The sequence below is a fragment of the Pseudomonas sp. LF-5 genome, assembly GCF_037626295.1.
Classification (GTDB): Bacteria; Pseudomonadota; Gammaproteobacteria; order Pseudomonadales; family Pseudomonadaceae; genus Aquipseudomonas; species Aquipseudomonas monsensis.
In genome coordinates this window covers 138,393-158,488 of sequence record NZ_JARKMT010000006.1, presented here as the reverse complement: position 1 = coordinate 158,488, position 20,096 = coordinate 138,393, and the positions used below count along the sequence as shown (strand labels likewise).

The following is a 20,096-nucleotide window of genomic DNA, read 5'->3' as shown; positions in this document are numbered from 1 at the left end:
CGGCTTGCTGCTTGTAGCTTAAAGCTTGCAGCTGCTCCGACAGGAGCTTGGCAATGCCGTTACGCGAAGAATGTCTGTGGGAAAAACTCACGCCGCAACGCCCGGATAACACCGCGCTGCGCGGCGAGGTCAAGGTCGATGTCTGCGTGATCGGTGCCGGGTTTACCGGGTTGTCGGCGGCGCTGCATCTGTTGGAAAAAGGTAAAAGCGTCTGCGTGCTGGAAGCGCATCGCGCCGGGCACGGCGGTTCCGGGCGCAACGTCGGGCTGGTCAATGCCGGCATGTGGATTCCACCGGACGAGATCGAAGCCGGTTTCGGCGAGGCGGTCGGCAGTCAGCTCAACCGCATGCTCGGGGCGGCGCCGGCGCTGGTGTTCAGCCTGGTGGATAAATACAACATCGACTGCCAGTTGCGCCGCGAAGGCACTCTGCACATGGCGCACAACGCCAAGGGTGAGGCGGATCTGCGCAGTCGCGAAGAGCAATGGAAGCGTCGTGGTGCGCCGGTCGAGTTGCTCACCGGCAAGGCCTGTGAACAGGCCACTGGTACGCAAAAGATTGCCGCCGCATTGCTCGATCGCCGCGCCGGCACGCTCAACCCCATGGCCTATGTCACCGGTCTGGCCAACGCTGTGAGAGGGTTGGGCGGGCAGATGTTCGATCACTCGCCGGTCACCCGCCTCGAACGCCAGGGCCCGCAATGGTCGGTGCAGACCGGGCAGGGTTCGGTGCTCGCCGAGCAAGTGGTGATCGCCTCCAACGCCTACACCGAAGGCGACTGGACTGAACTCAAGCGTAACTTCTTCCCCGGCTACTACTACCAGGTCTCCTCGGTGCCACTGACCGAAGACGCCGCGCAGGCCATTCTTCCGGGCGGGCAGGGCTCGTGGGATACCCGGCAGGTGTTGAGCAGCATCCGCCGCGACAAGGACGGACGGTTGTTGCTCGGCAGCCTCGGCAACGGCAATCAGAAACCCACGTGGTTTCTCAAGGCCTGGGCCGATCGTGTGCAGCAACACTACTTCCCTAACCTGAAGCCGGTGGAATGGGAATGCACCTGGACCGGGCGCATCGCCTTCACCCCCGATCACCTGATGCGCCTGTTCGAACCGGCACCGGGACTGGTGGCCGTCACCGGTTACAACGGGCGTGGCGTTACCACCGGCACGGTGGTTGGCAAGGCGTTCGCCGATTACCTGTGTCACGGCAATCCTCAAGCCTTGCCGATTCCTTTTGCACCGATGCAGCCCCTGGCGGGTGTGGGCCTGCGCAGTTGCCTGTACGAGGCCGGGTTCTCGCTGTATCACGCGGGCCAGTGCCTGCGCATCGTTATCTGAGTGTTGAAATATGTTGCCGGAAGCGGCGCTTTTCGATGCAGCGACTAGCCTGTAATGGTGCGGGTTGTAGCAGTCCCGCACCAGCAGTGTGCAGTTCGGTGACGCGGGCTGTTACAGGCTGGTTGCACGTCGTTTGGTGCCGCGGTTGCAATGATGGCGCAGGCGGGTTGCGCCTGAGATTTTAAAAGGTTTCACCTTCCGCGGTTTAGACGGTTGCACGCCCAATGAAAATGGGAACGAAACAGTCGAAATAACAAGAAAGCAGCGACTTTTTGAAGAATAAAAAACCGATGGCACGGCGCTTGCTCAGAGCAATCAGTGAAGTGAAGTCGCAGTGCCAACTAAAAAAAACCTTGGAGCACCACCTCATGTCCCAGACGTTTTACAAGAAAGGCTTTCTGGCCCTCGCAGTCGCTACTGCGCTGGGTGTTTCTGCGTTTGCTCAAGCTGATGTGAAAATCGGTGTAGCGGGTCCAATGACTGGCGCCAACGCGGCATTTGGCGAGCAGTACATGAAGGGTGCACAGGCCGCGGCGGACGCGGTCAACGCGGCGGGCGGCGTCAACGGGGAGAAAATCGTTCTGGTCAAGGGCGATGACGCCTGCGAACCGAAGCAGGCCGTGACGGTCGCCAAGGACCTCACCAACCAGAAAGTCGCCGGTGTAGTCGGTCACTTCTGCTCCTCTTCGACCATTCCAGCGTCGGAAATCTACGACGAAGCCGGGATCATCGCGATCACCCCGGGTTCGACCAACCCACAAGTCACCGAGCGTGGCCTCAGCGCGATGTTCCGTATGTGCGGGCGTGATGACCAGCAAGGCATTGTGGCCGGCGACTACATCGTCGACGTGCTCAAGGGCAAGAAAGTCGTCGTGCTGCACGACAAAGACACCTACGGCCAAGGCCTGGCGGATGCCACCAAGGCACAACTGGTCAAACGCGGCGTGACGCCCGTGTTGTACGAAGGCCTGACCCGTGGCGAAAAAGACTTCAGCACCATCGTCACCAAGATCCGTGGCGCTGGCGCCGATGTCGTCTACTTCGGCGGCCTGCACCCGGAGGCCGGTCCGCTGGTTCGCCAACTGCGTGAGCAAGGCCTGAAAGACGTCAAGTTCATGTCCGATGACGGCATTGTGACCGACGAACTGGTGACCACTGCCGGTGGCCCGCAATTCGTCGACGGCGTGCTGATGACCTTTGGCGCCGACCCACGCCTGCTGCCAGACAGCAAGACCGTGGTAGACGCCTTCCGCAAGGCCGGTACCGAACCTGAGGGCTACACCCTGTACGCCTACGCTTCGGTACAAACCCTGGCGGCCGCGTTCAACGGCGCGAAGAAAAACGACGGCGAAGCCGCTGCCAAGTGGCTGAAGGCCAACCCGGTGAAAACCGTGATGGGCGAAAAAACCTGGGACTCCAAGGGCGACCTGAAAGTCTCCGACTACGTGGTTTACCAGTGGGACAAGGACGGCAAATATCACCAGCTGGAAAAACAGAAGTAAGGGCTGACGCGACCCTTTGAACTCCGCAAATCCCTGTGGGAGCGGGCTTGCCCGCGATGACGGCCTGACAGTCGACAACTGTGTTGAATGGTCTACCGCTATCGCTGGCAAGCCAGCTCCCACAAGGTCCAGTGGTGTTCGAACTGTTCGCGCTCTGACATTGCTCCGACGTAAATCTGTATTTTTCCTAGAAGAACCGCACATCACCGATGTGCAGGTTCTCACTGCGTGAGATTGCGTTATGGATGGTATTTTCCTGCAGCAACTGGTCAACGGCCTGACCCTCGGGTCAGTCTATGGCCTGATCGCCATCGGCTACACAATGGTCTACGGCATCATCGGCATGATCAACTTCGCCCACGGCGAGGTTTACATGATTTCCGCTTACCTGGCGGCAATCAGTCTGGCTCTGCTGGCTTACTTCGGTATTGAATCCTTCCCGCTGCTGATGCTCGGCACGCTGATTTTCACCATCGTGATCACGGCGGTGTATGGCTGGGTCATCGAGCGAGTCGCTTACAAACCCCTGCGCAACTCCACCCGACTGGCACCGTTGATCAGCGCCATCGGTATCTCCCTGATCCTGCAAAACTATGCACAGATCGCCCAAGGCGCCAAACAACAGGGTGTGCCGACCCTGCTGAGCGGTGCGTGGCGAGTTGAAGTCGGTACTGGCTTCGTGCAACTGACCTACACCAAAGTCTTCATTCTGGTGGCCGCCTTCGTCGGCATGGGTCTGCTGACCTACGTGATCAAGTACACCAAGCTCGGCCGCATGTGCCGCGCGACCCAGCAAGATCGCAAGATGGCGTCGATCCTCGGCATCAACACCGACCGGGTCATTTCCTATGTGTTCATCATCGGTGCAGCCATGGCGGCGCTGGCCGGCGTGCTGATCACCATGAACTACGGCACTTTCGACTTCTATGCCGGCTTCATTATCGGCATCAAGGCGTTCACCGCGGCGGTGCTGGGCGGTATTGGTTCGCTGCCTGGCGCGATGCTCGGCGGGATCATTCTCGGCATCTCCGAGTCGCTGTTCTCCGGCCTGGTCAACTCCGACTACAAAGACGTGTTCAGCTTCTCGCTGCTCGTACTTGTTCTGGTCTTCCGGCCGCAGGGCCTGTTGGGCCGTCCTCTTGTGTCGAAGGTGTAAGCGATGTCTTCAACCACTCAAAAAAGCATTGATATCAAAAAAAGCCTGGTTGAGGCGATTCTGGCCGGCCTGATTGCCCTGATCGTGTTCGGCCCGATTGTCGGCGTGGTACTCGACGGCTACAGCTTCAACCTCGAGCCGACCCGTGTGGCGTGGATCATCGGCATCGTCATGCTCGGCCGCTTTGCCCTCAGCCTGTTTCTGCAAACGCCCAAGGGCCTGAAGATTCTCGACGGGTTCGAGAGCAGCGGTTCGGGCGTGCATGTATTGCCGTCCGACCACAAATCCAGTCTGCGCTGGATCATCCCGCTGCTGATTGTGCTCGCGATCATTGTGCCGTTTGTCTCCAACTCGTACCTGCTGGGCGTGGTCATCCTCGGGTTGATCTACGTGCTGTTGGGGCTGGGGCTGAACATCGTGGTCGGCCTGGCCGGTCTGCTCGACCTCGGTTACGTGGCGTTCTACGCCATCGGCGCCTACGGTCTGGCACTCGGTTACCAGTACCTCGGGCTGGGGTTCTGGACCGTGCTGCCACTGGCGGCGGTCACTGCCGGCCTGGCCGGTTGCATCCTCGGTTTCCCGGTGTTGCGCCTGCATGGCGACTATCTGGCGATCGTGACGCTGGGCTTCGGTGAAATCATTCGCCTGGTCCTCAACAACTGGCTGTCACTGACCGGCGGCCCGAACGGTATGCCGGCGCCGTTGCCGACGTTCTTCGGTCTGGAGTTCGGCAAGCGGGCGAAGGATGGCGGGGTGCCGTTCCATGAGTTCTTCGGCATCGCCTACAACCCGGACGTGAAGTATTACTTCATCTACGCGGTATTGTTCTTGGTGGTACTGGCCGTGCTGTACATCAAGCATCGGCTGGTGAAGATGCCGGTGGGCCGCGCCTGGGAAGCCCTGCGTGAAGACGAAATCGCCTGCCGCTCGATGGGCCTCAACCACGTGCTGGTCAAGCTCTCGGCGTTCACCATCGGTGCGTCGACGGCCGGCCTCGCTGGTGTGTTCTTCGCCACTTACCAGGGTTTCGTCAACCCGACCTCGTTCACCTTCTTCGAATCAGCGCTGATCCTCGCCATCGTCGTGCTCGGCGGCATGGGCTCGACCATCGGCGTGGTGATTGCGGCGTTCGTGCTCACGGTTGCTCCGGAACTGCTGCGCGGCTTCGCTGAATACCGCGTGCTGCTGTTCGGCATCCTGATGGTGTTAATGATGATCTGGCGACCACGAGGGCTGATCCGCATCAGCCGTACCGGGGTCACTCCACGCAAAGGTGCCATTCACTATGAGAGGGCTGCGCCATGAGTGAAGTCGTACTCTCTGTGGAAAAACTGATGATGCATTTCGGTGGCATCAAGGCCTTGAGTGATGTCAGCCTGAAGGTCAAACGCAACTCGATCTTCGCCCTGATCGGCCCCAACGGTGCGGGCAAGACCACGGTGTTCAACTGCCTGACCGGGTTCTACAAGGCCTCCGGCGGCAAGATCGAACTCAACGTGCGCGGCAAGCAGACCAACGTCATCCAGTTGCTGGGCGAGTCGTTCAAACCGACCGATTTCGTTTCGCCGAAGTCGTTCCTCAGCCGTCTGTACTACAAGATGTTCGGCGGTACGCATCTGGTGAACCGTGCGGGACTGGCGCGGACCTTCCAGAACATTCGCCTGTTCAAGGAAATGTCGGTGCTGGAAAACCTGCTGGTGGCCCAGCACATGTGGGTCAACCGCAACATGCTCGCCGGTATCCTCAACACCAAGGGCTACCGCAAGGCCGAAAGCGATGCGCTGGATTGCGCGTTCTACTGGCTGGAAGTGGTCGATCTGGTGGACTGCGCCAACCGTCTCGCCGGTGAACTGTCCTATGGCCAACAGCGCCGTCTGGAGATTGCCCGGGCCATGTGCACGCGGCCGCAGATCATCTGCCTCGACGAACCGGCCGCCGGCCTCAACCCTCAGGAAACCGAAGCGCTGAGCGCGATGATCCGGCTGCTGCGCGACGAGCACGATCTGACCGTGGTGCTGATCGAACACGACATGGGCATGGTCATGAGCATCTCCGACCACATCGTGGTGCTGGACCACGGCGTGGTCATCGCCGAAGGTGGCCCTGAAGCGATTCGCAATGATCCGAAAGTGATTGCCGCCTATCTCGGCGCCGATGAAGAGGAAGTGGCATGACCCAACCGATCCTCCAACTCAAGGACCTGGACGTGTTCTACGGCCCGATCCAGGCCCTCAAAGGCGTGTCGCTTGAAATCAACGAAGGCGAGACCGTCAGCCTCATCGGCTCCAACGGCGCGGGCAAGTCGACGCTGCTGATGTCGATCTTCGGCCAGCCACGGGCGGCGGGCGGGCAGATCCTCTATCAAGGCGTCGACATTACCCACAAGTCCTCGCACTACATCGCCTCCAACGGCATCGCGCAGTCGCCGGAAGGGCGGCGGGTGTTCCCCGACATGACCGTCGAGGAGAACCTGCTGATGGGCACCATCCCGATTGGCGACAAGTACGCCAAGGAAGACATGCGGCGCATGTTCGAACTGTTCCCGCGGCTCGAGGAACGGCGTACGCAGCGGGCGATGACCATGTCCGGCGGCGAACAGCAAATGCTCGCCATCGCCCGCGCGCTGATGAGTCGGCCGAAGCTGTTGCTGCTCGACGAACCGAGCCTGGGCCTGGCGCCGATTGTGGTGAAACAGATCTTCGCCACCCTGCGCGAACTGGCGAAAACCGGCATGACCATCTTCCTGGTCGAGCAGAACGCCAATCACGCGTTGAAGCTGTCGGACCGGGCCTATGTGATGGTCAACGGCGAGATTCGCCTGACTGGCACAGGCAAGGAACTGCTGGTGAATGAGGAGGTGCGTAACGCTTATCTGGGCGGGCACTGATTGTTCCCTCGTTATGCACAGCCCCGGCGACGCAAGTCCCGGGGCTTTTTTATCTCTCAAACCCACCGTAAAACCCCGTAGGGGTGAGCCTGCTCGCGATCGCGGTTTCCCATTCGCCATCACCGCTGGCTGATACACCGCTATCGCGAGCAGGCTCACTCCTTCAGTTGATTTGCGCCGGATTCGCGAATTGTGGAAAACAAATTCCGCCTGCTGCCAAAGCGCGACATATAGACGCTGCAAATGGCTGTTTTTCCACAGTTTTGACTTGTCCCCGTTTGCTGTGGAGCTGGCTGTGAATAAGGTGGGTGTATCTGGCTGCAAGCCTTTTAAAACGTGGCCTGCAAGGGGGTGGCTGTTTTTTGATCAGGCTTTTTTGCAGGAGCTGACACCTTCGTTGTCAACCTTTTTCTGGGCGTCGACTATCAGGCTGTTCCATGTGAACAAGCCTGTGGATAAGTCTGTGATTAAACTCTGGAAAGACCGCGCTGAGGGCCGTAATTGCTGGCCTCGCGCAATCACTGGTGTGACCGGTCGGTCGTGCAAAATGCCACGTCCGGCACAACTGCCACTTCAGGGTCAAGCAAAAAACTTTCTATTTCCCCCGCAAAGCCTTATGTGGCGCGGCTTTGCGCGTTTGCACTTGCCCCCGGAAACTGTGGAAGGGACTGTGGATAACATGCGTGCACATGGCTGCAGGCCACGGTGGCTATGGTGTTGGCAGGCTTGGTTGTTTTTTGTACAGCTTGTGGGTGTTGCCCGTGCATGCGCGGGCGGGCATGCTGCCTGCTGATTTTCTATTCCAAGGGCCGCCTCGGCGGCCGAAGCAAGGAGAACACGATGTCCAACACCCTGTTTATCACCGGCGCGACGTCCGGTTTTGGTGAAGCCTGTGCCCGCCGTTTTGCCGAGGCCGGCTGGAAACTGGTGCTGACCGGCCGTCGTGAAGAACGCCTGACCGCCCTGTGCGCCGAGTTGTCCACGCAGACCGAAGTCCACGGCCTGGTGCTCGATGTACGCGATCGCAAGGCGATGGAAGAGGCGATCGCCAACCTGCCGCCATCGTTCGCCAAGCTGCGCGGACTGATCAACAACGCCGGCCTCGCGCTGGGTGTTGACCCGGCGCCGAAGTGCGACCTGGATGACTGGGACACCATGGTCGACACCAACGTCAAAGGCCTGATGTACGCCACACGTCTGCTGCTGCCACGCCTGATCGCGCATGGCCGTGGCGCCGGTATCGTCAACCTCGGCTCCATCGCCGGCAACTATCCGTACCCGGGCAGCCATGTGTATGGCGCGACCAAGGCGTTCGTTAAACAATTCTCGCTGAACCTGCGTTGCGACCTGCAGGGCACGGGCGTGCGCGTCAGCAACATCGAGCCGGGCCTGTGCGAAAGCGAGTTCTCGCTGGTGCGTTTTGCCGGTGACCAGGAGCGCTACAACGCGACCTACGCTGGCGCCGAGCCGATCCAGCCGCAGGACATCGCCGAGACGATCTTCTGGGTCATGAACACGCCGGCGCACATCAACATCAACAGCCTCGAGCTGATGCCGGTGAGCCAGACCTGGGCCGGGTTTGCCATCGAACGTAACAAGGTTTAAGACCGCATAACGGCCATGGCGAGCAGGCTCACGCCTACAGTTGGAATGTATTTCCCAGTAGGCGTGAGCCTGCTCGTGATGGCGATTTATCTGTTAGCGCAGGTATTCGGCTAAACCGCTGTAGCACGTCGCCAGGTGATAAGGCGTGGTCGACGGCATGTCCTTGCGGCTGACCTCACCCTGCTCATCCCGGCACTCATGCCAGCCCCCGGCATGCAGGAACCGCTGCTGCAGCGCCTGCAACTGGCGCAGCACCACGGCTTCACTGTCCGGGCGCAACGTCAGGGCACGCAGGTATTCCGCCTGCGCCCAGATACGCTGGGTCGAATCCTTGGGCCGTGCGTCCTGTTGCAGGTCAAGCATCGCCCACACCGCACCGGTCGCCTGTTCCACGCCATATTGCTCGGTAAACGCAAACGTCCGGTCCAGCGCCGAATGCAGTTTCGATTCGCGTAACAGCGGCGACGACTCCAACAGGAAATACCATTCGAACTGATGCCCCGGCTCATACCAGTTATCCACAGCCCCGAGCGGCTTCTCCATCAACAAGCCATATTGCGGATCGACGAACTGCTTGTGCATGGCTGTGCATAACGCCAGCAACGCTGTCTGCGTCTGGGCATCTTCGCGCACGGCAAGGGTGGCGAGGAACGCTTCGGCCAGGTGCATCAGCGGGTTTTGCAACGGGCCGGTCTCGAGGGTGATCCAGTCGCGGTTCAGACACGCTTCATACAAACCATCGCCGGTGGCGAAGCGCCGGCCGATGATTTCCAGCGCCGCATTCAACGTCGACTCGACCAGCGGATCGCCGGATTTTTCCCAGTAATGCGCGCAGGCGAACAGGATGAAGGCGTGGGTGTAGAGATCCTTGCGTTGGTCCAGCGGTTGGCCCTGTGGATCAATGCTGTAGAACCAGCCGCCGTGTTCGGCATCGTGAAAGTGCCGTTGCAACGAGCGAAACAGCGCCGCCGCACGGACTTCGGCGTTATCCACAACCCCGATCAGGCTGGAAAACAGGTACAGCTGCCGTGCGCAGGCCATCGTCCGATAGCGTTGCGGTGGCAGCGGTTGGTGTGCGGCGTCCAGCGCTTCGTAAGGCAGCGCCATGTCGGCGTTCCAGCCCGGACCTTGCCAGAGCGGCACGATGACGTTGACGAAGTGCTGGTGCACGTCGCTGAACAGGGCGGTCAATTCAGGCAGGAGGTCGGAACGGGAAGCGTGGGGCATGGGCGGACGTCGTCACGGCTGGGGCGATTGCGCGACATGGTAGCAGAGAGACTGACATCAGCGATGCGGCGTCTGATCGGCCGCCTTCGCGAGCAAGCTCGCTCCCACAGTTTTTGTGTTCGCCACAAATCCAATGTGGGAGCGAGCTTGCTCGCGAAAAGGCCAGTTCAGACAATAAAAACTAGCCTGCTAGCAACCAGGCCCCAGTCACCGCCGAAGCCGCACCCGCCAACCGCACCAGCGGCGCCGCTGCCTGCGGCAACACGCGAACCACGCCATAACCGACGGCATGCAAAGCGGCGGTCGCCACAACGAAACCCGCCGCATACGTCCAAGGACTGCTCATGTCTGGCAGTTCCAGACCATGCGCCACGCCATGGAACAACGCAAACAGCGCCGTCGCCGCTACTGCCATGACCAACGGCGGACGCACCGCCAATGCCACGGCCAGACCCAACGCCAGCACCGATGCGGCAATCCCGCTTTCCAGCGCCGGCAGTTCCAGCCCTTCAAAGCCGAGCATGCCGCCGATCAGCATGGTGCCGACAAAGGTGCACGGCAGCGCCCAACGCGCGGCGCCCTGCTGCTGCGCGGCCCACAAACCGACAGCCAGCATCGCCAACAAATGGTCGAGGCCGCCAATCGGGTGACTGATGCCGGCGACCAGACCGCTGTCGCCATGCCCCGGGTGGGCGAAGGCCAGCGCCGGCGTCAGCAGCAGCGCGACAGCGCCCAGAATGCGTTTAAGTGTCATGGATAAGCTTCCTTGTTGGTCATTGATCAGGCAGCGGTCAGCAGGCCCTGGCGTTCGATGAAGGCGATGATGTCTTCCAGGCCCTGACCGGTTTTCTGGTTACTGAACACGAACGGCTTGCCGTTGCGCATGCGTTTTGTGTCGCTGTCCATCATCTCCAGCGACGCGCCCACCAGCGGCGCCAGGTCGATCTTGTTGATCACCAGCAGGTCCGACTTGCAGATACCGGGCCCACCCTTGCGCGGCAGCTTGTCGCCGGCCGAGACGTCGATCACATAAATGGTCAGGTCGGACAGTTCCGGACTGAACGTCGCCGACAGGTTGTCGCCACCGGACTCCACCAGAATCAGGTCCAGCCCCGGAAAGCGCCGGTTCAGTTGGTCGACCGCTTCGAGGTTGATCGAGGCGTCTTCGCGGATCGCCGTGTGCGGACAGCCACCGGTTTCCACGCCGATGATCCGCTCCGGTGCCAGTGCTTCGTTGCGCACCAGAAAATCCGCGTCTTCGCGGGTATAGATATCGTTGGTGACGACCGCGAGGTTATAGCGCTCGCGCAGAGCCAGGCACAGGGCCAGGGTCAACGCGGTTTTGCCGGAACCGACCGGGCCGCCGATGCCGACTCGCAGAGGTTGTGCGTTCATGTGGTGTTTCTCCTAGGAACGGAACAGACGGCTGTACTGGCGCTCATGGGCCATGCACGCCAGGGACAGACCGAACGCGGCGCTGCCGATGTGTTCGGGATGGATTCGGGTGGCGTCCTGCTGCGCCTGTTGCAGCAGCGGCAGCAGTTCGCTGGTCAGGCGCTGGGCGGCTTGCTGGCCCAGCGGCAGGGTTTTCATCAGCACCGCGAGCTGGTTTTCCAGCCAGCTCCAGAGCCAGGCGGCGAGGGCGTCTTGCGCACTGATGCCCCAGGCACGCGCCGCCAGTGCCCAGCCGAGAGCCAGATGCGGTTCAGCACACTGATCAAGAAATTCGCGAGCGGGGGTGTCGAGTTCCGGCAAGCCGCTGAGCAGTTGTTGCAACGAGTAGCCCATCTGCCGACTCTCCAGATGCAACTCGCGGGTCTCGCGGCTGGCGCGGTGGGATTCGCACAGCTGCCTTAATTCATCCCAGTTTTGCTCCGCCGCTGCCGCACAGTGGGCCAGCAGCAGTGGCGCTTCGAAGCGTGCGAGGTTGAGCAGCAACTGATCGCTGATCCAGCGCCGGGCGCTGTCCGGGTTGTTGACGCGACCGTTTTCCACCGCCATTTCCAGGCCTTGCGAATAGCTGTAGCCGCCAATCGGCAATTGCGGACTGGCCAGGCGCAGCAGCGCCCAGGCCGGGTTCACAGGCGTACGCCGAACTGATGGAGTTTTGGCGCGTAGTTGAAATCTTCGTCGCCGTGCCGCGAATGGTGATGGCCGCCACCGTAGGCGCCGTGCTCTGGCTGGAACGGCGCTTCGATCGCTTCGACCTGTGCACCGAGCTGTTCAAGCATGGCCTTGAGCACATAGTCGTCGAGCAAGCGCAGCCAGCCATCGCCGACCTGCAGCGCCACATGGCGGTTGCCCAGGTGATATGCGGCGCGGGTCAGTTCAAAGGCATTGGCGCAGGTGACGTGCAGCAATTGCTCGGGGCGAGCGCAGACGCGGACAATGCGGCCGTCTTCGGCCTGCAGGCACTCACCATCAAACAACGGGGGCTGGCCGCGCTCCAAAAACAACCCGACGTCTTCACCCTCGGCACTGAAACAGCGCAAACGGCTTTTGCTCCGGGCTTCGAAGGTCAGGTGCAACTCGGCGGCCCAGACGGGTTGAGACTCGATTCTGCGGTGAATCACCAGCATCGGAAAACTTCCAGCTATGGACAATGCTCAGGCTAGAGCAAGGGCCTTGCCAATCGGACGGGATGTAGGAAATCCCTGTCGGAGCGTAGTGGATGTTTCAAGATGTTGCGGGTTTTTGGGGTGTTTTGGTGCATGAAGGTTTTTACATGCACCAAATGGAGGCCGTGATGCTGCACCTTTGTAGGAGTGTCGGTAAGGAAGAGGTTGTTACTCGGTACTGCCCAGCCCTTGCCAGTGCTTGAGCCCGATAAAGATGAAGCGCAGTTGCTGGGTGATCTTCGCCTGGGGCGTCAGATGCTCCGGCAAGGCTTCGGCGGGGGGATCAATGATGTCCGGCAAAGTGGCGAACACCGATTTGACGATCAGGTCGGCGATCACGCTCAACCCGGCCGCATCCAGATGCTGCAGCTTGGGCATCAGTCTCAGGTCGGCGGCGAGGTCGGCGCTGATGTTTTCGCGCAAACGCCCGATCGCCTGGCGCACCGGCAGCGAGCCGCCGTACTGCTCGCGCGCGAGGAACAGGAATTGCGAGCGATTGGCGCTGACCACATCGAGAAAGATCCGCACCGACGCATCAATGATGCCGCCCATGACGAATTCGTTGTGCCGCACCAGGCGGATGGTTTCGCGGAAGGTCTGGCCGACTTCGCTGACCAGCACCAGACCCAGTTCGTCCATATCGGCAAAGTGCCGATAAAAACCGGTGGGTACAATGCCGGCGGTCTTCGTCACCTCGCGCAGGCTCAGGCTGCCGAATCCTCGGCCGCTTTCCATCAGGTGGCGGGCAGCGTCCATCAGGGCGTTGCGGGTCTGTTGTTTCTGTTCGGCGCGGGGCAGCATCGCAAGGTGTGTTCTTCGGCAGGACAAGCGTCGCACTCTAGCAAATCGACTTTGTCGGCGTCGAACCGCAGGGGCAGGTCAGGCAGGATTTTACCGGGACTGAAAAGTCAAAAGCCCAATCGCTTGATCGGGCTTTTTTTCCAGGCCACCACGGGCTTAGCTCAATTGACTGTTGCGTTCGATCACACGGTCACCACCGCCTTCGGCAACGGCTTGGCCCAGTGGGGTTTTGTCGAAGCCATCTTCAGCCAGGGTCTGACCTTGTGGGGTACGGTCGCTGCCATCGGCAGCCAGGGTCTGACCTTGTGGGGTGCGGTCGCTGCCATCGGAAGCCAGGGTCTGACCTTGTGGGGTGCGGTCGCTGCCGTCAGACGCCAGGGTTTGACCTTGTGGGGTGCGATCGGAACCGTCTTGAACCAGACCTTTCTCTTCCAGGCGATTGCGGCCGTTTTCAGCCAGCGCCTGGCTTTGTGGCGTGCGATCGGAGCCGTCTTGCACCAGACCTTTTTCTTCCAGGCGGTTGCGACCGTTTTCAGCCAGCGTCTGGCCTTGTGGCGTGCGGTCCGAACCATCAGCCGCTACGGTTTGGCTGAACACCGAGTGGCTGGATTTCACTTGCGGGGTAGCCTGATCGGCAGCGGGCAGGGCGAAAGCAGTGCTGGCTAGCATCGACAGGGTCAGGCTGAACAGTAATTGGCGTTTCATGATGGGTTGCTCCTTGGGAGGGCGATAAAGTGGGTACGGAGGCAATGCTACTCTCGATAAGTCGATATAAAAGTTCATAAACGCAATGGTAATAATCAACAGAATTGATTGTTCAGCCGGGAGGCTCTAGAACGGGCCTTTCAGAGCGACGCTTTTGCACCGCAGTGGGTATTTTCGACTCACTCGCGCCTCGCAAAAGTGCGGGCGCGGTAACGCTGCTCGACTGATCGGTCAGATTTCGCGCGGCTTTTTGCGCGGTAATTGGCCTTTCGATTAAACCTGCGGCCCGTTTGCCAGTCGTAGATTTCATGAGGGCCGCTTTGGCCCGCCGTTTCAGCCGTACGCCGCAGTCTTTGCGTGCGGTCGTGATCAGGAGCTTTGTGCATGACGCGCACTGGAAAAATCTTCAGCTGGACCCTCACCATTCTCGTGCTGCTACTGGCTGTGCTGGTGTTGATCATCGTGTTCTTCGACTGGAACCGGATCAAACCGCCGCTCAACGCCAAAGTCTCGGAAGAACTGCACCGACCGTTCGCCATCAATGGCAACCTCGCGGTGATCTGGCAGCGCGAGCCCGATGAGGGCGGCTGGCGGTCGTGGGTGCCGTGGCCGCACGTGGTGGCCGAAGACCTGAGCCTGGGTAATCCGGACTGGTCGAAAAAGCCGCAGATGGTGACCCTCAAGCGGGTCGAGTTGCGTATCTCGCCGCTGGCCTTGCTCGCGCAGCGCGTGGTGATTCCGCGTATCGACCTGACCGAGCCCAACGCTGAGTTGCAGCGGCTGGCGGACGGTCGCGGCAACTGGGTGTTCAAGTTCGATCCCAAGGACCCGAATGCCGAGCCGTCGAACTGGGTGGTCGACATCGGCGCCATCGGTTTCGACAAGGGCCATGTGACCCTCGACGATCAGACCCTCAAGACCAGCCTCGATGTGCTGATCGATCCGCTGGGCAAACCGATTCCATTCAGCGAAATCGTCGGTGACAAAGCGGCCAAGACCGCCCAGGACAAGGGCGGCGCGCCCCAGGATTATGCGTTTGCGTTGAAGGTCAAAGGCCAGTACCACGGCCAGAGCCTCACCGGCCAAGGCAAGATCGGCGGGCTGCTGGCCTTGCAGGACGCGCGCAAACCGTTCCCGCTGCAGGCGCAGGCAAAGATCGGCGACACCAGCCTCGACCTGGCCGGCACCCTGACTGACCCGCTTAACCTCGGCGCTCTAGATCTGCGCCTGAAACTGGCCGGCGCGAGCCTGGGTAACCTGTATCCGCTGACCGGCGTGACCCTGCCCGACACACCACCCTATTCCACCGACGGTCACTTGATCGCCAAACTGCATGACGTGGCCGGGGCGACGTTCACCTATGAGCAGTTCAACGGCAAGATCGGCAGCAGTGATATCCACGGCGACCTGACTTATGTCGCCAGCCAGCCGCGGCCGAAACTCAGCGGCGCGTTGCTGTCCAATCAATTGCTGTTCGCCGACCTAGCCCCGCTGATCGGCGCCGACTCCAACGCCAAGCAAAAGGCCCGGGGCGGCGAGAGCAAGCAGCCGGCCGATAAAGTGTTGCCGGTGGAAGAGTTCAAGACCGATCGCTGGCGCGCGATGGACGCCGATGTCGAGTTCACCGGCAAACGCATTGTCCACAGCGAGAAACTGCCGTTCACCGACCTCTATACCCATTTGAAACTCAACGACGGCGAACTCAGCCTCGAACCGCTGCGCTTCGGCGTGGCTGGCGGCAACCTCGATGCGCAAATCCGCCTCGACGGCCGCACCGAGCCGCTGGAGGGTCGGGCGAAACTGACTGCGCGCAAGTTCAAGCTCAAGGAACTGTTCCCCACCTTCGAGCCGATGAAAACCAGTTTCGGTGAGCTCAACGGTGATGCCGATATCAGCGGGCGCGGCAATTCGGTGGCGAAGTTGCTCGGCGGCGCGAACGGCAACCTGAAGATGCTGATCAACGACGGCGCAATCAGCCGTGAACTGATGGAACTGGCGGGGCTGAACGTCGGTAACTATGTGGTCGGCAAGATCTTTGGCGACAAGGAAGTGAAGATCAACTGCGCGGCGGCCGACTTCGACATCAAGACGGGTCTGGCGACCACGCGATTGTTTGTCTTCGATACCGAGAACGCGATCATCTATATCGACGGCACAGCCAACATGGCCACCGAGCAACTCGATCTGACGGTGACCCCGGAGTCCAAGGGCTGGCGTTTGATTTCCCTGCGTTCACCTTTGTATGTGCGCGGCAAGTTCATCAAGCCGGATGCCGGGGTCAAGGCCGTGCCGTTGATACTGCGTGGGGCGGGTATGGTGGCGCTGGGTGTGATTGCGGCGCCGGCGGCGGGGCTGTTGGCCCTGGTGGCACCGAGCGGCGGCGAGCCTAATCAGTGTGCGCCTTTGCTGGAGCAGATGAAGGCAGGCAAGGCGCCTGTCACCGTTAAACCAACCCAATAACTTCAGCGTATATAACGACGCCATCGCGAGCAGGCTTACTCCTGCATTGGGAATGCGTTCCCCTGTAGGCGTGAGCCTGCTCGCGATAGGGTTTAGAGGTCTTTCAGGATATCGGCCATGTCATCGGCATGTTCTTCTTCCTGCGCGAGGATGTCTTCCAGGATGCGCCGGGTGGTCGGGTCTTTCTCGCCGATGTACTGAATGATCTCGCGGTAGCTGTCGATGGCGATCCGCTCGGCCACCAGATCCTCGTAGACCATTTCTTTCAGGGTGGAGCCGGCCACGTATTGGGCGTGGGACATTTTCGACAGCTGGTCGGGGTTGAACTCAGGCTCGCCGCCCAGTTGCACGATGCGTTCGGCCAGGCGGTCGGCGTGCTGGGCTTCCTGGGTGGCATGCTCAAGAAACTCTTCGGCGGCCACGCTGGCTTTCACCCCGGAGGCCATGAAGTAGTGGCGTTTGTAGCGCAATACACAGACCAGTTCGGTGGCCAGCGATGCGTTGAGCAAGCGCAGTACCTCTTCACGGTCGGCGCTGTAGCTTTCGGTGACGGCGCCGTTCTCGACGTGTTGGCGCGCACGGTCGCGCAGGGTTTGGACATCTGACAGATGCAGGTCGTCGCTCATTTCGATCTCCTGGAGGCTAATCCGATTGGCGCCACGCTCTACAGGCGTGCTCGCCTACCCCAGTTGTGAGTCCTGCGCGAAGCAAAAAGTTTTATGAGATTTTTGCCGCCTGCTCTACAGACGCTGCCGACGGTTGCGATCTGCGCGTCAGCCCGGACAACAGCGCTTCCTCATGCAGCCAGGTAAAAAACGCCCGCACCGGTGGATGCCGTTCGCGCCCCGGCACGCACAATGCGCTGTACCCGGCGCCATCGACCTGAATCTCGCCTTTGTACGGCACCAGCAGCCCGCTGCTGACACTCTCCGACACCAGAATATTGCTCGCCAGAACCAACCCTTGCCCGGCAATCGCCGCTTGCAGGGCGTAATGCTCTTCGTCGTATTCACGACTCACCGGATGCTGCTGCAGCCAGTGCTCGCCGGACTGCGCGCACCAGGCTTCCCAGCCATGGGCATACAGCTTCGAGTTGTGCCAACGCACGCTGATCAGCGTCGGCGTGCGCCGCGCGGCCAGCGCCACTTGCTCGGGCGAGCCGTAAACGCCGAACGACTCGTCGAACAGGCACTGCCCATACAGGTTCGGATAGTCATCGAGGCTGTAGCGCAACACCAGATCGACGCTGGCGTCCTGATGCAGATCGATCACCTCGCAATGGGTATCGAGGCGCAGGTTGATGTTCGGATGCTGCGCATAAAACCGCCCCAGGCGCGGCACCAGCCACAGCGCGGCGAACGCGGCCGTGGTCGACAGCGTCAGGCTGCTGCCGCTGCGTTGCGGGCGCAGGGTGTCGACACTTTGCGCCACTTCCAGCAAGGCACCGTGCAGGCTGCGAAACAGGCGCTCGCCGCCTTCGGTCAGGCGTACCTGACGCGGCAGACGTTCGAACAGGGCGACGCCGAGCCAGTCTTCCAGCGAGCGGATCTGATGAGAGATCGCTGTGGGGGTGACCGACAGCTCTTCGGCAGCAGCCTTGAAACTCAACAGGCGCGAAGCGGATTCGAAAGCGCGCAGGGCGGTCAGCGGCAGCGAGGCGAACATTGAAAACTCCACGGATGAAATGAATTCATCCCGACTGATTTTTGCTCATTTGAAGGACAGCGGCGGTGCGCCTCAAGCTGCACGCCACAAGCCGTTTGATTCTAGTCCGGAGGAAAGACAGATGAGCAAGATTCTTGTGATCCATGCCAGTCCGCGCGGTGACCGTTCGCATTCGCGGCGTCTGGCTGAAGGTTTTCTCAGCGCTTGGCAGGCGCATCATCCACAGGCTCGCGTCACTCGCCGCGAAGTCGGTCGGGCCTTGATTCCAGCGGTCAACGAGGCGTTCGTAGCGGCGGCGTTCTACCCGGAGCCGCAAGCACGGCCGTTGTCGATGCAGGCCGATCTGGCGCTCAGCGATCAACTGGTCGGCGAGCTGTTCGAGCATGATCTGCTGCTGATCTCCACGCCGATGTACAACTTCAGCGTGCCCAGCGGCCTCAAGGCCTGGGTCGATCAGATCGTGCGGCTGGGGCTGACGTTCGATCACACGCTGGATAACGGCGTTGCCAACTACACGCCACTGTTGCAAGGCAAGAAGGCACTGATCGTCACCAGTCGCGGCGGCTTCGGTTTTGGCCCGGGCGGTGAGCTGGAGGCGTTGAACCATGCCGATCCATGGCTGCGCACGGCGCTGGGTTTTATCGGTATCAACGACGTCACCGTAGTCGCGGCCGAGGGTGAAGAATCCGCTGAACGCACCTTCGCGGCGTCGGTGGCGGAGGCCGAGCAGCGCTTGTTCGACCTCGCCGGGGCGTTCTAGATGGCCTGGCTGTTCCTGCTGATCGCCGCCGGGTTCGAAGTCACCTTCGCCATGGGCATGAAGTACGCCGAAGGCTTCACCCGGTTGTGGCCGTCGTTGATCACCGTGATTGCGGCAATCGGCGGGATCTACTTTCTCACGCTGGCCATGCGTGAATTGCCGGTGAGCATTGCCTATCCGGTCTGGACGGCGATTGGCTCGCTGGGCACGGTGTTCCTTGGGTTCGCGTTGCTCGGCGAAAGCCTGACACTGGTCAAACTGCTCTCGGTAGGTCTGATTGTGGCGGGGGTGGCGGGGCTGAAGTAGGCTGGTCGTTGAGTTGTCATCATCAGGGAGGATGCTTGGCGGGCGTTTTGCACGCCTTGCATCCACTCATCGACCACAAGGATGTTTGCCCATGTCGACGCGTTATCCACTGGTGCTGGTGCCGGGCATGCTCGGGTTTATCCGGCTGGTGCTCTATCCGTATTGGTACGGAATCATCAAGGCCTTGCGCCGTGGTGGTGCGACGGTCATTGCGGTGCAGGTGTCGCCGCTCAATTCCACCGAAGTGCGCGGCGAGCAATTGCTGGCGCGGATCGACGAGATCCTGCGCGAGACCGGCGCGGCCAGGGTCAACCTGTTCGGCCACAGCCAGGGTTCGCTGACCGCACGCTATGCAGCGGCCAAACGTCCGGATCTGGTCGCGTCGGTGACCTCGGTGGCCGGACCCAATCACGGTTCGGAACTGGCCGACTATCTGCAAAAACACTATCCGGCGGACAGCGCCAGAGGACGCGTCCTTGAGGTGTTGTTGCGCGTTGTCGGCTGGCTGATGGCGTTACTGGAAACCGGTTACCGCGGGCCGAAGTTGCCGGTGGATATCCACGCTTCGCACCAATCGCTGACCAGCGAAGGCGTGGCACTGTTCAATCAGCGTTATCCACAGGGCCTGCCTGACACCTGGGGCGGACACGGGCCGGAAGAGGTCAACGGTGTGCGCTATTACTCGTGGTCGGGCACGCTGCAGCCGGGCAAGACCGACCGCGGCGGCAACCTGTTCGACGGCACCAATCGCAGCTGCCGCTTGTTCGCGAAAACCTTCGTGCGCGAACCGGGGCAGTGTGACGGGATGGTCGGGCGCTACAGCTCGCATCTGGGCACGGTGATTGGCGATGACTATCCGCTGGATCACTTCGACATCGTCAACCAGTCGCTGGGGCTGGTGGGCAAGGGCGCGGATCCGGTGCGGCTGTTCGTCGAGCATGCGGCGCGGCTTGAGGCTGCCGGGGTCTAGCAGGCACACCGCGTTATCGTTCATCGCTGGCAAGCCAGCTCCCACACTGCTTCGTGGCGTTCACAAAAATGTGTGTGCGACACCGACCCTGTGGGAG

Annotated in this window: 20 protein-coding genes; 11 read left to right on the top strand and 9 right to left on the bottom strand. The window is 61.0% G+C overall.

Features of this window, described 5'->3' with window-relative positions; translation table 11 throughout:
* Positions 1–53 precede the first annotated feature (53 nt).
* From amaA to PseuLF5_RS18760, 7 genes are all read left to right on the top strand, one after another.
* Positions 54–1,337 carry an L-pipecolate oxidase gene (amaA, locus tag PseuLF5_RS18790; RefSeq protein ID WP_128615915.1) on the top strand — a complete coding sequence of 428 codons (1,284 nt, stop codon included), beginning with the start codon at positions 54–56 and terminating at the stop codon, positions 1,335–1,337.
* A 368-nt stretch (positions 1,338–1,705) separates the two neighbouring features.
* The gene (locus PseuLF5_RS18785; RefSeq protein ID WP_123470951.1) at positions 1,706–2,839 is read left to right on the top strand and encodes an ABC transporter substrate-binding protein; all 1,134 of its coding nucleotides are present in this window, start codon (positions 1,706–1,708) and stop codon (positions 2,837–2,839) included.
* A 241-nt stretch (positions 2,840–3,080) separates the two neighbouring features.
* Positions 3,081–3,995, top strand: a complete 915-nt coding sequence (locus tag PseuLF5_RS18780) for an ABC transporter permease subunit (protein WP_034151619.1) — start codon at positions 3,081–3,083, stop codon at positions 3,993–3,995.
* A 3-nt stretch (positions 3,996–3,998) separates the two neighbouring features.
* The gene (gene livM, locus PseuLF5_RS18775) at positions 3,999–5,300 is read left to right on the top strand and encodes a high-affinity branched-chain amino acid ABC transporter permease LivM (protein WP_123470953.1); all 1,302 of its coding nucleotides are present in this window, start codon (positions 3,999–4,001) and stop codon (positions 5,298–5,300) included.
* Positions 5,297–6,169 (top strand): ABC transporter ATP-binding protein, encoded by an 873-nt coding sequence (locus PseuLF5_RS18770; protein ID WP_128615917.1) that lies wholly within the window; start codon positions 5,297–5,299, stop codon positions 6,167–6,169. Before livM ends, PseuLF5_RS18770 begins: the two co-directional genes overlap by 4 nt.
* The gene (locus PseuLF5_RS18765; protein ID WP_340134298.1) at positions 6,166–6,882 is read left to right on the top strand and encodes an ABC transporter ATP-binding protein; all 717 of its coding nucleotides are present in this window, start codon (positions 6,166–6,168) and stop codon (positions 6,880–6,882) included. The genes PseuLF5_RS18770 and PseuLF5_RS18765 overlap by 4 nt, the downstream gene beginning before the upstream one ends.
* A gap of 840 nt (positions 6,883–7,722) precedes the next feature.
* Positions 7,723–8,487 (top strand): SDR family oxidoreductase, encoded by a 765-nt coding sequence (locus tag PseuLF5_RS18760; protein WP_123470958.1) that lies wholly within the window; start codon positions 7,723–7,725, stop codon positions 8,485–8,487.
* Positions 8,488–8,580: 93 nt separating this feature from the next.
* Here the strand turns inward: PseuLF5_RS18760 and PseuLF5_RS18755 are convergent, their stop codons facing one another.
* From PseuLF5_RS18755 to PseuLF5_RS18725, 7 genes are all read right to left on the bottom strand, one after another.
* Positions 8,581–9,714, bottom strand: a complete 1,134-nt coding sequence (locus PseuLF5_RS18755) for an AGE family epimerase/isomerase (protein ID WP_340134296.1) — start codon at positions 9,712–9,714, stop codon at positions 8,581–8,583.
* A 181-nt stretch (positions 9,715–9,895) separates the two neighbouring features.
* Positions 9,896–10,468, bottom strand: coding sequence for a HupE/UreJ family protein (locus PseuLF5_RS18750; protein WP_123470961.1), 573 nt, complete (start codon positions 10,466–10,468; stop codon positions 9,896–9,898).
* Positions 10,469–10,494: 26 nt separating this feature from the next.
* Positions 10,495–11,109 carry an urease accessory protein UreG gene (ureG, locus tag PseuLF5_RS18745; protein WP_123470963.1) on the bottom strand — a complete coding sequence of 205 codons (615 nt, stop codon included), beginning with the start codon at positions 11,107–11,109 and terminating at the stop codon, positions 10,495–10,497.
* Positions 11,110–11,121: 12 nt separating this feature from the next.
* Complete coding sequence (locus tag PseuLF5_RS18740) at positions 11,122–11,796, bottom strand: urease accessory protein UreF (RefSeq protein WP_123470965.1); 675 nt, start codon at positions 11,794–11,796, stop codon at positions 11,122–11,124.
* On the bottom strand, positions 11,793–12,293 hold the full coding sequence (gene ureE / locus PseuLF5_RS18735) for an urease accessory protein UreE (protein WP_123470967.1): 501 nt from the start codon (positions 12,291–12,293) through the stop codon (positions 11,793–11,795). Before ureE ends, PseuLF5_RS18740 begins: the two co-directional genes overlap by 4 nt.
* A 207-nt stretch (positions 12,294–12,500) precedes the next feature.
* Complete coding sequence (locus PseuLF5_RS18730; protein WP_103520995.1) at positions 12,501–13,133, bottom strand: TetR family transcriptional regulator; 633 nt, start codon at positions 13,131–13,133, stop codon at positions 12,501–12,503.
* Between the two features lie 156 nt (positions 13,134–13,289).
* Positions 13,290–13,838: a hypothetical protein gene (locus PseuLF5_RS18725; RefSeq protein WP_340134293.1), complete on the bottom strand. Its 549-nt coding sequence runs from the start codon at positions 13,836–13,838 to the stop codon at positions 13,290–13,292.
* 384 nt (positions 13,839–14,222) lie between these two features.
* On the opposite strand from PseuLF5_RS18725, the gene PseuLF5_RS18720 reads away from it, so the two are divergent.
* On the top strand, positions 14,223–16,298 hold the full coding sequence (locus tag PseuLF5_RS18720) for an AsmA family protein (protein WP_340134291.1): 2,076 nt from the start codon (positions 14,223–14,225) through the stop codon (positions 16,296–16,298).
* Between the two features lie 92 nt (positions 16,299–16,390).
* On the opposite strand, the gene PseuLF5_RS18715 is transcribed toward PseuLF5_RS18720, so the two are convergent.
* Together PseuLF5_RS18715 and PseuLF5_RS18710 are read right to left on the bottom strand one after the other, a co-directional pair.
* Positions 16,391–16,924: a ferritin-like domain-containing protein gene (locus tag PseuLF5_RS18715; RefSeq protein WP_128615924.1), complete on the bottom strand. Its 534-nt coding sequence runs from the start codon at positions 16,922–16,924 to the stop codon at positions 16,391–16,393.
* A gap of 91 nt (positions 16,925–17,015) precedes the next feature.
* Entirely contained in the window at positions 17,016–17,975 is a 960-nt protein-coding gene (locus tag PseuLF5_RS18710) for a LysR substrate-binding domain-containing protein (protein ID WP_225931056.1), read from the bottom strand.
* A gap of 109 nt (positions 17,976–18,084) precedes the next feature.
* On the opposite strand from PseuLF5_RS18710, the gene PseuLF5_RS18705 reads away from it, so the two are divergent.
* From PseuLF5_RS18705 to PseuLF5_RS18695, 3 genes are all read left to right on the top strand, one after another.
* On the top strand, positions 18,085–18,723 hold the full coding sequence (locus PseuLF5_RS18705; RefSeq protein ID WP_128614212.1) for an FMN-dependent NADH-azoreductase: 639 nt from the start codon (positions 18,085–18,087) through the stop codon (positions 18,721–18,723).
* A complete protein-coding gene (locus tag PseuLF5_RS18700; RefSeq protein WP_123470977.1) occupies positions 18,724–19,029 on the top strand; it encodes a DMT family transporter in 306 nt (101 codons plus the stop codon).
* A gap of 91 nt (positions 19,030–19,120) precedes the next feature.
* A complete protein-coding gene (locus PseuLF5_RS18695; RefSeq protein WP_123470979.1) occupies positions 19,121–19,999 on the top strand; it encodes an esterase/lipase family protein in 879 nt (292 codons plus the stop codon).
* Positions 20,000–20,096: the final 97 nt, after the last annotated feature.